This window comes from Micromonospora sp. NPDC003241 (genome assembly GCF_053589795.1).
The window spans coordinates 14,287-28,558 of record NZ_JBSFSO010000035.1; the positions used below are offsets into that span (position 1 = coordinate 14,287).

The 14,272-nt window shown below is 67.5% G+C and carries 5 protein-coding genes; all 5 read left to right on the forward strand.

Annotated features, from left to right (window positions below):
• Positions 1-579: 579 nt before the first annotated feature.
• The 5 genes from ACWDVW_RS23730 (at position 580) to ACWDVW_RS23750 (ending at position 14,270) form a co-directional block, all read left to right on the forward strand.
• Positions 580-10,308 carry a LamG-like jellyroll fold domain-containing protein gene (locus ACWDVW_RS23730; protein WP_449952605.1) on the forward strand — a complete coding sequence of 3,243 codons (9,729 nt, stop codon included), beginning with the start codon at positions 580-582 and terminating at the stop codon, positions 10,306-10,308.
• 212 nt (positions 10,309-10,520) lie between these two features.
• Entirely contained in the window at positions 10,521-10,793 is a 273-nt protein-coding gene (locus tag ACWDVW_RS23735; RefSeq protein WP_449952608.1) for a hypothetical protein, read from the forward strand.
• Positions 10,794-11,478: 685 nt separating this feature from the next.
• The gene (locus tag ACWDVW_RS23740; RefSeq protein ID WP_449952611.1) at positions 11,479-12,120 is read left to right on the forward strand and encodes a hypothetical protein; all 642 of its coding nucleotides are present in this window, start codon (positions 11,479-11,481) and stop codon (positions 12,118-12,120) included.
• Between the two features lie 790 nt (positions 12,121-12,910).
• Positions 12,911-13,195 carry a hypothetical protein gene (locus ACWDVW_RS23745; protein ID WP_449952613.1) on the forward strand — a complete coding sequence of 95 codons (285 nt, stop codon included), beginning with the start codon at positions 12,911-12,913 and terminating at the stop codon, positions 13,193-13,195.
• A 103-nt stretch (positions 13,196-13,298) separates the two neighbouring features.
• Positions 13,299-14,270, forward strand: coding sequence for a DUF5715 family protein (locus ACWDVW_RS23750; RefSeq protein WP_449952616.1), 972 nt, complete (start codon positions 13,299-13,301; stop codon positions 14,268-14,270).
• The last annotated feature ends 2 nt before the right edge of the window (positions 14,271-14,272 follow it).

The following is a 14,272-nucleotide window of genomic DNA, read 5'->3' on the forward strand; positions in this document are numbered from 1 at the left end:
GCCAAGGGGTGCCCCACTTGGCGTGCATATCGGACATGGTCGGATGAGTCACGATTAATGGTCCCGATAGTCCAGGCTAGCTCGATAACTTTGAGTGATGTTCGCAGGCTGGCATCGTGTCGGATTAAGTCGATGAGATTATTCCTTGACACGGCGAGCATGCACTGAGACCGTACAGCGGCGCATTGAAGGCGAACAGCACACGGGGGTGTGAGGTTATGTTTCATCCGCATGCTGGAGTATTGGTCTCGAGGAATCTGTCGGAGCGGCCCTCATTCGCACTAGAGGTCTGACCTTCTCTATTCGAACGCCTCCGACACCAACACATCTGACTGTTGACCGGGACAGGCAGTCCCGCATATCAGCGTGTCGCTTTGAGCAGGCCGATCTCACCAGCTTCTGACGGCTATCCCGCCGCTTCGGCGCCCTCACCCGCCCATTTCTCCCACATTCCCGGGGTTGACAATGTCCTTCGGTCTTCGGCGCACGTTCGACCGGTCCAGGCGACCAGCGGGGCGCGCGGCCCTGCTGCGTGCGGCCGCGGTGAATCCGCTCGTCGCGGCAACCCTGGCCGGCGTGATGACACTCAACCTTGGTGGCAGCGGGGTGGTCGGCCTGCCGCCGCTCCCTGCGGGGCAGCGCAGCCCGGACGGCGGCGGGGTCGCCGCCGCCGGGGCGAAACCGGGCCAGCAGTGGGGCTCGGCGGCCGGGCGCGCCGCCGTCGCGCGGCAGAAGGTGAACCGCGAACTGCCGACCACGGAGCGGGGTCACTACCCGCTGCGCCGGCCGGCAGAGGCGGTCAAGCCACCCCAGAACGAGGCACGGGTGGCCAAGCGACCCGCCGGCGCCGCCAAGGGATTCGACCCGGCCACCAGCCGGGAGCGGCCCGCCGAGCGGGATGCGCGCAAGCGGGTGTACGACAACGCCGACGGCAGCCAGACCACCGAATTCTCCGCCGCGCCGTTCAACTTCCGGCGCCTGGACGGCAGTTGGGCACCCATCGACAGTGCCCTCATGTCCGCCCCGGACGGCTCGGGCTGGCAGAACTCGGCGGACGCGACGCAGGTGTGGCTAGCCGGCCGCTCCGACGCGGACGACCTGGTCCGGCTGACGTTCGAGGGCGGAGCCGAGTTCGGGTTCCGGCTCGCCGACGCCGCCGGGGTGGCCGGACAGGTCGCCAACGACGCGGTGACCTACCCGGGCGTCCGGCCGGAGGTGGACCTGCGCCTTGAACCGCGCCCCGGCGGGGTCAAGGAGACTTTGGTGCTGCACTCCGCCGCCGCGCCGACCTCATACGTGTTCCCGTTGCGGTTGCGTGACCTGACCGCGAAGCTCGTCGACGGCCAGGTCGTCCTGACGGACCAGGACGGCGTACAACGGGCCGTCATCCCGCCCGGCTACATGGTGGACGCCGGTGCCGGGTCCCGAGGTCCGGCCACCTCCACCGGCGTGCGCTACGAACTGCTCGACACCGGTGGTCGACCGGCGTTGCGGATGACGCTGGACCGAGCGTGGCTGGCCGATCCGGAGCGGGAGTACCCGGTGGAGGTCGATCCCACGGTCGGCCCGCCGGTGACCGGCATCGGCGCGGACAGCAGCATGTTCGTCCACGGCAGCAATTCCATCTCGGGCAGCCAGGAACTGCTGGTGGGCCGCGTCAAGCGGAACAACTCGAGCATCGAGGAGAACGCGGCCGCGTACATCAAGTTCGGTGGGTTGGTCCCCCAACTCCGTGACCACACCATCCACGGCGTCGCCCTCTCGGTGGTCAACTACGACGCGGCCTCCTGCCGGCCTCGCCCGGTCAGCGTCCACCCGGTGACCGAGTCGTGGACCGCGGGCAGCGGCCACTCGTTTCCCGGTCCGTCCGTGGGTGGATCACTGGCCAGCCGATCCTTCGCGCACGGCCACATCGGCCTGGGGCAGTCTCAATCAGCCTGCCCAGCGGCCGGGGAGATGTTCGATCTCGGCGTCGCCGGCCGCAACCTCGTTCAGCGCTGGGTCAACGGTCAGCAGGCCAACAACGGTCTCTCGCTGCGGGCCTCGACGACCGACTCGACGGCCTGGAAGCGGTTCGCCGGCACCGGGACCGCCAACCCACCCAAGCTCTACATCACCCACTCGCCGTACAACGCGGGGTATGCGATCCCCAAGCCGACGCCGGAGCCGGCTGTCCTACGCAACCAGGACGGCAAGGTGAAGGTCACGGTCACGAACCTCGGTGCCGAGAACTGGACGCCGGCGAACTACTACCTCGCCTACCGCGTCTACAACGCGCGCACGGGCGCGGCAGTGACCCAGCAACGGGCCGCCAGCCTGCCAGCCACGCTCAACCGTGGGGCCAAGGTCACCTTGGACGCCACCGTGAAGCGGCTGGAGCCCGGAGCGTACTTCCTGGACTTCACCATGGTCCGGACCGGTGGCGTGGTCTTCACCGACCACCAGGTGCCGCCTGGCCGGATCGTGCTCCAGGTCTTCGACGTGCCGCCCACTCTGCAGGAGACGTATCCGAACAACGGCTACCGGGCGCCGACGCTCACGCCGCTGCTCTGGGCGCGGGCCGTGGACAGCGACGCCCCGCCGGGATCGTCGCTGACGTTCAAGTTCGAGGTCTGCGACCGTACCGACGCCGGTGCCGTCACCAACTGCACCGACTCCGGCTACCTGAACCGGCACTCGTGGGTGGTCCCCGCCGGACGGCTGTCCTGGAACAAGTCCTATCTGTGGCGGGCGTACGTCAAGGACACCGCAAGCGAAGTCCGGTCTCAGGACTCCGAACTGCTGCCGTCGGTGCCCCAACCTGACCTGCTGTCCCGCATCGCCGGTGCGCCGCAGGCGGAACGCGGTCGGGAATTCGACGCCCAGGTCGGCAACTTCACCACCTCGGCGATCGACGCCGCCGTCGCGACGGTCGGGCCGGAGCTCAACCTGCTTCGTACCTACAACAGCCTTGATCCGCGGACGTCCGGCGTGTTCGGCGCGGGCTGGTCCAGCCGGTACGACATGAAGCTGACGCCGGACAACGACGGCTCCGGCAATGTGGTGATCCGCTATCCGGACGGGCAGGAGGTGCGTTTCGGTCGTAACCCCGACGGGTCTTACGTGCCGCCCTCGGGCCGGGTCGCCCGACTGGCCGTGAGCGGCACCATCTGGCGACTGCTCGACCGTTCGGGCACGACCTACGAGTTCGTCAACGGAAGGCTCACGCTGATCACCGACAAGCGCGGCCGGTCGGTGCGGCTGACCTACGACACGATGACCGGGAAGTTGGCGCGGGCGCAGGTCTCCAACAGCCAGACCAATACCGCCGGTCGCGCCCTGCACTTCGTCTGGAACGGCAATCGGATCGGCGAGGTTCGCACCGACACGGTCAACGGTGCACCGCTCGTCTGGCGGTACACCTACCTCGGAGACCTGCTCACCGAGGTCTGTTCGCCGACGAACGCCTGCACCAGCTACGAGTACGCCGCTGGCTCGCACTACCGCACTGCCGTGCTCGATGCCCGGCCCGACTCGTACTACCGGCTGGGTGAGAGCGAGGGCACCGCAGCGGCCAGCGACGTCGCGATCAACCTCGGCAAGGACGCCGCCACCTACCGGAACGTGACGCTGGCCCAGCCGGGCGTGGTCGAGGGCACCACGAACACGGCGGCGGCCTTCAACGGCACCTCCTCGTACGTCGAGCTGCCGAAGAGTCTGCTCAAGAAGAGCCGGGACGCCAGCGTCGAGCTGTGGTTCAAGATCGGGCTGACGCAGACCGGTGGCCCGCTCATCGGTTACCAGGACAAGGCTGTCGGCACTGCCGCCACCAGCGGTGTCCCGATCCTCTACACGGGCACCGACGGGCGGCTACGCGGCCAGTTCGCCGGAGGCACCGTCGCGCCCATCACCTCCGCGACGGCAGTCAACGACAACCGGTGGCACCACGTCGTACTCGACGCCATGGGCAACACCCAGACCATGTACCTGGACGGGGTCAAGGTCGGCGAGCGGACCGGGCAGACTATCGAGCACTCGCTGCTCACCTTCAACCAGGTCGGCGTCGCCTCGGCGACCGCCCCCGCCTCCTGGCCGGGCTGGGGCAGCACCGCCCAGCGGTATTTCGCCGGCGTGGTCGACGAGGTCGCCGTCTACTCGCATCCGCTCGGCCCGGAGACCGTGGCCGCCCACTTCCGCTACGCCAAGCCCGCCGCGCAGCAGCTCACGAAGGTCACGCTACCGAGCGGCCGCGTTGCCAGCGAGACCGCCTACGACACCGCGACCGACCGGGTCAAGGAGTACACCGACGAGAACGGCGGCACCTGGAAGATCGGACCACCGACCATCTACGGCGGTGACAGCGACCTGCGGCGCAGTATCCAGGTGCTGGATCCGGCCAACCGCCCCTACCTGTACGAGTACGACGCGCTCGCCGGGCGGCTGGTGCGTTCCGGCACCCCGTTGGGCCTGGAGACCCGACCAGAGGACCGGCCGGGGGAGCCGACCACGCCACCCAGCCCGCCACCGACGGAGACCTGCACGCAGCCGGACCCGAACGATCCCGCCTTCTGCACCATCATTCCCGGGAACTCCGGCGGCCCTGTCTTCGTGCTGCACCCGCTCGACGGGATGGCGATCCGCAGCTACTCCTACGACCGGGAGGGCTATCAGACCAAGGTCACCAACGAGAACGGCGACTCGGTGGAGATGACCTACGACAGTCAGGGGCGCATGGCGACCCGTAAGACGTGTCGTACCGCCACTGAATGTTCCACCAACTACTACACCTATTCGGCCAGCGTCACCGACCCGCTCGACCCTCGGTTCGACCTTGCCGTCGACTCCCGCGACGGGAGGTCGAGCGGCCCCACCGACAACCAGTACCGCACGAGTCACGAGTTCGGCGTGGACGGGCAGTTGACCCGACAGAGCAATCCGGACGGCAGCGTCGTGCTGCACGCGTACACCATCGGTGCGGAGGCGGCGGTCGGTGGCGGTATCCAACCCGCCGGTCTGCTGCGGAGCAGCACCGACGGTGAACAGAAGGTCACCACCTACAGCTACTACGGCAACGGCGACCTGGCTCGTGTCACCGAGCCGGGTGGCCTGGTCACCGAGTACACCTATGACGCTCTCGGTCGTCGGCTCACCGAGAAGGTCGTGTCGGACACATATCCCGCAGGCGTCACCACCGCCTTCACCTACGACCAGCACTCCCGGTTGAAGACGGCGACCGGCCCGGTCACCACCGAGGCGATCTCCGGCGTCCGGCATCAGGGCCGAACCACCAACGACTACGACGCCGACGGCAACGTCACCGCCGTCACCGTCAGCGATCTGCTGGGAGGCGATCCCGAGCGGGTCACCACCACCGAGTACGACGAGTACAACCGGCCGGTCAAGGTGATCGACGCCGAGGGCAACGAGACCGGCTACGGCTACGACCGCTTCGGTAACCGAACGTCCATGGTCGATGCCAACGGCAACCGCTACGACTGGGCATACACCGCGCAGAACAAGATCGCCGAGGTGCGGCTGCGGGACTGGCGCAGCGACCCCGCCGGTGCGCCGGGCACCGGCACCGGCGACTACCTGGTGCTGCACGCCTACTCGTACGACTTCGCGGGTCGGTTGGCCAGCGACACCGACGCGATGGGTCGCCGGCTGGAGTACACCTACTACCGCGACGATCTTCTGCACCAGATCACCATGAAGGGCTTCCGGAATCCGGACGGCACCAAGCGCGACTACGTCGTCGAGGAGAACACCTACGACGCGGCCGGCAACCTCACCCGGAAGGTCGAGGCCAACGGCACCCGGACCAGCCAGTTCACCTATGACCGGGCCGGCAAGGTGCTCACCAGTGTGCTGGACCCGGCCGGCCTGGCCCGAACCACCACCATGACCTACGACGCCAACGGCAACGTCCGCCGGACCACCCACAGTGGGAAGGCGTCCAACGTGCCGTGGCTCGTGCCCGTTGTCAACGAGACCGTCGACTACACCTACGACAACGACGGCAACCTGCTCACCGAGCGGGTCGTCGCCGGCACCGAGACCCGGAGCACCAGCTACACGTACGACCGCCGTGGCCTGCGGCTCTCTGTCACCGACCCGCGCGGCAACGTCAGCGGCGCCGATCCTGCGGCCTTCACCAGCACCTTCCGCTACGACGAACTCGGCCGCCCGGTCGGCTCGACCGGCCCGGCCGTCGCGGTGGAGAGCAACGGCGCCGCCCCGACCACAGCCCGCCCCGAGGTCGGAATCAGCTACAACACCTTCGGCGAGCAGATCGCCGTCCGGGACCCCCGGGGGCAGATCTCCCGAACGGAGTACGACAAGCTCGGTCGGTCGAAGCGGGTCGTCGCCCCGTCGTACCTGCCGCCGGGCGTCACCGAACTGATCACGCCGGAGACCCGTAGCACCTACGACGGGCTGGGCAACGTCGTCGAGCGGATCGATCCGAGCGGCACCACCCGTCTCGGCTACGACCAGCTCAACCGCCTGGTCACCCGGGACGAACCAGCGTCGACCAACGCCGACCGGGCGGTCACCCGGTACGCCTACACCCGCACCGGAGAGGTGCTGTCGGTCACCGACCCGACCGGCGCCGTCATCGAGTCCACCTACGACGACCTGGACCGCCAAATCACCCTGACCCGGGTGGAGCGCCATCCGGTCACCCAGAACCTCGTCACCCGGATGGTCTACGACGACAACAGCAATCTGACCTCGATCGTGTCGCCGTCGGGCGCCACGACGGTCAACGCCTACGACACGGTCGGCGACGTCATCCGCAGCACCGCGCCGACCGGCGAGGCGACTCTCTTCGGCTACGACCACGCCGGGCGGCAGGTCCGTGCCTCCGATGCGCTGGGCCGGACCACCCGCATCGGGTACGACCTTTTCGGCAACCGCGTCAGCGACGCCAACCTCACTTCCGACGGCACGATCCTGCGCAGTCAGACGTACGAGTACGACGCGGCCGGCAACCTGACCTCGTCGAAGGACCCGTACGACACGGTCACCCGGTACGAGTACGACGCGGCGAGTCGACTGGTGCGGCAGATCGAGCCCGTGTCCGCCGGAAAGTCGATCACCACCAGCTTCGGCTACGACGTCGCCGGCAACCGGACCCGGTACACCGACGGCCGTGGCAACTCCACCGTCTACACGTACAACACCCTCGGCCTGCCGGAGTCGGCGATCGAGCCGGCGACCACCGCCCACCCGGCCGCGGCCGATCGCACCTGGACCGTCGGCTACGACGCCGAGGGCCGCGCGGTGCGGCTCAGCGCACCGGGCGGCGTCAGCCGGCAACGGACCTACGACGCGGCGGGACGGCTCACGGAGGAGACCGGCTCCGGCGGTGAGACCTCCACTGCGGCCCGCAGCCTGAGGTACGACCGAGCGGGCCGCCTCGTCAGTGTCAACGCGCCGAACGGCACCAACACCTACACCTGGAACGACCGGGGGGCCCTGCTCGCCAGCGCCGGTCCCTCCGGTGCCGCCAGTTTCGGCTACGACCTCGACGGTCAGATGACCACCCGGACCGACGTCACCGGCACCGCCACCTTCGGCTACGTGAAGGGTCGGCTCGACTCGCTCACCGACTCGGTCACCGGACAGCGCCAGCAAATCGGCTACGACGCCACCGGCGCGGTGAAGACCGTCGACTACGGTGCCGGGCGGGTCCGCAGCTTCGGGTACGACGACTTCGGCCGCCTCACGACTGACACCCTCCGCAACGGAACCGGGTCGGTGGTCGCCCAGATCACGTACGGATTCGACCTCAACGGGCATCTGACCAGCAAGAACAACACCGGGACGGCGGGTGCCGGCAACAACACCTACACATACGACAGGGCCGGCCGCCTCAGTTCCTGGAGCGGCCCGGCGGGCCGGGTCGACTACGAATGGGATGACAGCGGCAACCGGATCCGCGCCGGCACCAAGACCGCCACCTTCGACGAGCGCAACCGGCTGCTGTCCGACGGTGACTACACCTATGCCTACACCGCCCGTGGCACACTGCGCAGCCGCACCAGTTCCGGCCTGACCGAGCCGTACTCCTTCGACGCCTTCGACCGGCTCACCGTCGCGGAGGACCAGAACTACGCCTACGACGGCCTGGACCGGGTGGTGTCCCGCAACGGGATGGCCTTCACCTACGCCGGCCTCGACGACAATGTGGTCGCCGACGGGGTGGAGTACTTCGCCCGTGGACCGGCCGGCGAGCTGGTCGCTACGAGTCGGGGCAGCACCGAGCGGCTCTCGCTGACCGACGCGCACGGCGATGTGGTCGCCGCCTTCGATCCGGCCAACACCACCCTCACGTCACTGAACGACTCGACCGCGTACGACCCGTTCGGCAAGAAGATCGAGAGTGCCGGAAACACCGGCAACCTGGGTTTCCAGGGGGACTGGACGGATCCGGACACCGGTCAGGTCGACATGGGTGCCCGCTGGTACAACCCCGGCACCGGCACCTTCACCTCACGGGACAGCGTCAACTACAGCGGCGGCGAGTCGATCCTGGCCAACCGGTACACCTACGCCGCCGGCGCGCCGCTCGACTTCGACGACCCAGACGGCCACTGGCCACGGTGGATGAAGCGAGTCGGCCGTGCCGTGACCAACACGGTCTCGACCGTCAGTAGTGCCGTGAGCAACTTCGCCTACAGCGCGTACCAGGGCGTGCGCAGCGCCGCCACCGCAGTCTGGAACTTCGGTCGGTCCGCGCTGAAAGCGATCGGCAACGGCATCAGCTGGGTCGCCAACAAGGTCGCCAGCGGTGTACAGACCGTGGTGCGCAAGGTCAGCGAGGGCGTCAGCGCCATCCGCAACGGCAACTTCAAGGACTGGGCACGACAACAAGCCCAGGCCGTAGCCCAACGAATACACCAGGCCAAGGTCGCGGTCATGAACACCGCCAAGGCCGCGGTCAGGCAGGCCATCAAGTTCACCAAGCTACCGGTGGTCAAGGCGTTGACCAAGCCGCTGATCGCGGCAGCGAAGCTGGTGTCGGCCGGCGTCAAGGTGGCGGCGAGCGTCGTCGCGGTCACCGCACAGGCGATCAAGGACCCGGAGAAGTTCCGGCAGAACCTCATGCTCGCCGCGGCGGAGAAGCTCGCACCCCTGGTCGAGGGCGCCAGCGAGATGTGGGACAGGGCGACCCAGTTCGTCGAGGACCACGCCGCCGAGATCGCCGGCTTCGCCGTCGGCGCGGTCGTCGGCCTGGGCTGCGGCGCGGCGATCGGCTGGACCGGTGTCGGCGCGGTGGCCTGCGGGGCCCTGGCCGGGGCAGTCGGCTCGGCGGTCACCGGTTACATGAACGGCAAGCGCGGCCTCGACCTGGTCGGGACCGCTGCGCTGGGCGCCTTGACCGGTGCGGTCGGTGGTGCGCTGGGTTCCGTCGCGGGCCAAGCACTCGGCGCAGGCGTACGCGCCCTCGGCGGCGGACTTCGGGCCGCCGGTGGCAAGGCCGTCAGCGCGGGCATGGCGGAGGCTCGCAGCATCGGTCGCGGTCTCGTCGGCAAGAGCTGCCTGAGCCGGAACAGCTTCACCCCGGAGACCCGGGTGCTGATGGCCGACGGCAGCCGCAAGCGAATCGACGAGGTCAGGGTCGGCGACGAGGTGGTCGCCACCGACCCGACCACCGGCCGGACCGCCATCCGACCGGTCACCGCTCTGATCGTCGGATCGGGCAGCAAGAACCTGGTCGAGATCACCGTGGACACCGACGGTGACAAGGGTGACCAGACCGGCAAGCTCACGGCCACCGACGAACACCCGTTCTGGGTGGCGAGCGAGGGCCGCTGGGTCGACGCGAAGGATCTTCGGCCCGGCTACGTCTTCGAGACCGCCGACCACCGCCCTGCCTCTGTGGTGGCCGTCCGGAAGTGGATCGAGCAACAGCAGGTCCACAACCTCACCGTCGACGAAATCCACACGTACTATGTGGCGGCCGCTGAAACTTCTGTTCTCGTACACAATTGCGGCGGCCAACTCGCCGGACACCTTGAAGATTGTCGATGCGGGAAATCTCCCCGCTTCGAGGTTGACGGCGAAGGTGTCGTCGTTGATCGCAGCCGGCCGGATTTTGATGCGCCGAATCAGGCGCGGAGAGATAAGATCGAGCGCCGTGTTGATAGCGTCGAGGGGGGTGCCGAGTTCTTTGCCGAGGTATATCAAAACGTTGGAGGTCCGCAGATTGCGGATGTGGCCGTAGGTGACGGCGTCAGTAACGTTGGGATCGTGCTGTATGCGTTCGGAATAGGAATTAGACATGTCCTGCGTGGTGGCTATAAGGGGAGACATCGTCCATGAACCCGAATAATGGTCCTAGGACGCTAATGGCGCAGTTTATCCTGGCTACGATTCGGGGCGACCGATCCGCCCAGGAGCGACTGAGGGAAGGGTTGGCGACTGCACGTTGGATAGATGCGGCAGGTGTAGTTGATGGTGCCCTGGCCGTCGCCTTGGCGGAGCGGTTTGGTGACTCTCCGAGCCTAACTGACATAAGAAAGTGTGCACGCAGGATGGTGGCACGCTTTAAGGGTTCTCGCCTTGACGTCGACGAGGTGGAGTTGGTGATGCGCGATGCGCTGGGTGAGCACGTGTCATTGGTCGGAATTTCTGGGGATAGGCGTGAGGGGTTGAAGATGCTGCTCTTTGCGTCGATCGCAGCTGATCTCAAACTCTCTCCTGCTGAAGTGGGCGGCCTCCTGGTGAGGGCCGAGGCTTGGGCGGTAGGCCGTGGATTTCAACCTACGCTGGCCGACGCCGGGCTGTCGGATGGAGTTGATTCATGATTTTTCGGATACCTCAACTCAAGTTCGTCGTTTTGTTCAATGTTGATGGTATTGTTTCCCCGAACACGCCTCTGATCGAAGTTGAGCTCTCTCGACTTCTAGTTGGCGTCACATGCGCCCTAGCAGATGCGTGACGAGGAATTTCCGGATAAATATCGTGGTTAGCTTACCGGGAATTGGTTCTTTTCGTTTAGCGGCTGGCGTTTGATTGAGGCGATAGGTGGATTTTGGGTAGGATTCAGAAACCTTGAGTGATGATCGTGTCGACAGCCGCGTCGTTGGTCTTAGGGCCGGTGCTTGTGGTTCCGGCGGGGCCGGCGGGTGCCGATGCGGCCGGAAGAGGTGGGCATTTCGTTCCAGTCAATACCGTTCTGTTGGACACCCGTAGCGGCGTAGGTGGAGTGACGGGGGCGCGTGGCGCGGCGTCCACGACGACCTTCACCGCGCTTGGCGTGGGCGGGGTGCCGACGAGCGGAGTGCGGGCCCTGCTGATCGACGTCACCGCCGTCACCCCGTCTGGGAACACCTACTTGACGGTCTTCCCGAACGGTGAGACCCGGCCGATCGTGGCCTCGCTCAACGTGTCCAAAGATGAGGTGTTGACCAACTCGGTCGTCGTTGCCCCGGCAGCGACGGCAAGCTCAGCCTCTACAACCACAGCGGCAGTACGCACGTCAAGCTCGACGTGCAGGGCTACTTCACCAGTGTCACGACCACTACGGGCGGGGGCTTCGTGCTGATCGCCCCTGTCCAGGTCGTCGATACCCGCAGCGGCCTCGGCACCACGACGGGACCGATCGGTGCGAGCGGTGGTACCCGTACGGTCACCTTGACCGGTGGTGTCATTCCCACCGGTGCCTCGGTGGCGATGATCGACGTGGTGGTGACGGGCGCGACCACGACGAGCTTCGTCACCATCGCACCGGCGAACCAGGCCGGCGCCGCGAACGCCCTGGATTATCAGATGGGCATGACGTCAATGGGCATGAGCGTGAAGCTGCCCGCCGACGGTCGGGTAGTGATCACTAATAGTGGTAGTGGCAGTGTCCACATAGTCATCTCGGTGCAGGACTACTTCACGGCCGCGCCGACCACCGGTGCCGGTCTGCGCACGCTGGCGGCCAGCCGGCTGCTGGACACCCGAAGTGTCGGGGCACGAACGCCGATACCCGCCAACGGGACGGTCGACGTGGCGATCGGCGGTACCAACGGTCTGCCGACTCGGGGTATCGCTGCCGCGCTACTGAACATCACTGCGGCCAGCCCGAGCAACAACGGTTACCTGAGGTCTGGCCGCTCGGGGCGACCGCTAACAGTGCCTCGGTGACGAACTTCAGCACCGGCCAGGTGGCTAGGGGAAGCCTCACCGTCACCAAGGTCGGCACCGAGGGCAAGATCAGGATCCCGAACGGCAGTAGCGACACGCTGCACGTGGTGGTCGACCTCCAGGGCTGGTTCGCCAACCCGGTGCAGGAGCCCGGTGCAGGAGCTCACGCCGGAACCATTCACCCGTACGACAGTGATGCAGGGCTCACCGGACGGCACGGCGGTCCGCAAGGTGACGTTCGCCTACACCGACAATGCGGGAGTGCTGCGGATGGGCTCGGCCGCTCCGAGCTCCTGGGGATTCATCGCCTGGACGGCCATCTCCGGTCAACAGGCGTACACCGGTCTGCCGTCGCTTCACCAGCGTCCCGACAGCAAGGTCCAGGTGGCGGCGCAGAACATCGGCACCAACATCTGGTCTGCCGCCGAGACGTCCGCTGCCGGCGGTGTCTTCGAAGCGCCGTCGAGTCTCGGTGGTTCCATGGCTGGGCCGCCCACAGGGGTGCGCCTCGACAACGGCGGTAGCCCCGTCGAGGTCCTCTTCGCCGTCGACGCGGACGGTCGCCTATGGCACTACCGCCAGGCCGGGACCGCCTGGTCTTGGACGAGCCTCGGTGTCGCCGGCCTGGCCGGTCAGGTCGCCGTGGTCGAGGAGAGTGACAACGCGGTACGGCTGGTTGCGCGGTCCACCACCAGCACGGTGAGGACGGCGCTCTACTATCCCGACGGCGCACTCCGGTGCGGGGAGTGGGGACAGTGGCGGTCACTCAACCCGGACCCGTGGACGCCCGTTGAACGTCGCCACCGATCCCACCGTGGCCACGATCTCCACTGGAAGCACGCAGTCCTTCGTCATCGCCTACCGGAACCGCAACGGCGCGATCGGTCTGGCCGAGCGCCGTCTGGATCGCGGTGCGGGGTTGCGTGGCGCCGAGGTCGCCGAGATGTCGTTCGAGCACCACACTCTGCCGCCACCGGCAGAGTCAAGAGCTGATCGGTCCCGGCCGGCCCGCAAGGCTGGCCGGGACCGTTTTCACCAGGATGACCGTGCGTTGAGGTCTGTTCTGACCCCTTAGGGAGGAATACAGAAGGATTGTTCGGGGTCCTTCCCGTCTGCGTGGTTACGGTGCCGCAGAGGGTGACATACACCGTGATGTCGCGACTGAGGGAGGACCGGCCATGCGTGTGCCCAATCGTAGCCCCAGACGGCAGCAACCGCGTCCTCCTGTCCCGTACGCGGCACCGGTCGGGCGTCGCATGTCAGTGCGGGGCCCCGCGAACTCCTCCCCGGCTGGGCCGGACCTGGACGCCTACCGGGAGGCCGTGGGGGAGCTGCTGGTCGAGGTGGGCGCGCTCGCGTCGGCGAGCAGCACCAAGGCCCGCCAGGTGCTGATCGACCAGCGGCTGCGGGAGCCGGCCATCGCCGCGGTGCTCGACGACACCCCCCAGGGGTTGATCGGCGCGCGGGAGACCCTGCTGCTGGAGATGGCCCGGTACCAGCCGAACGCCCGCAGCTCCGCGAGCGACCTGGCCGCGCTGGTGCGGATCTATCTGCTGTCGCGCATCGACGTGATGTGGTGGCGTGACGCGTCCACCTTCGTCACCGACGCCGAGGTGCACCACAGCGCCCAACTCGTCGACCTGGAGTGGCTGCGTCGCCGGGGGCTGCTGCGGTTCCGCTACACCGAACAGCCCCGCACGGTGCTCGGCCGTGGCGTACGGGCGGTGCGTCGCCGGGTACTGCCGGACGCCACCCCGCGTACCGCCGGGTTGCTGTTCCGCCGGGCCCGGCGGGAGGTCGTGGCGCTGCTCAACGACATCGGCCGGGAGTTCACCGCGGCCACCACGGTCGGCACTCCGCCGCTCTGGGTGACCAGCCTGGTCCGCAGCGCCGAGCACCAGTACCGGCTGCGCCGTCTCGGGTACGCCGCGATGGTGCCGAGCGGGCACTGCCTGGGTTGGGCGGTGGACGTGGAGATGACCTGGTACGAGCGCTTCGGCGCGCGGGACACGCTGGCCGGGATCCTGCTGGACCGGCAGCGTTCCGGCGAGCTCAACGTGATCGACGAGGGGCAGGCCTGGCACATCTGCCTCGCGCCCTCGGCGACGCGGCGGCTGCGTCGGGCGTACGAGGCAGAGATGGGGATCTGACG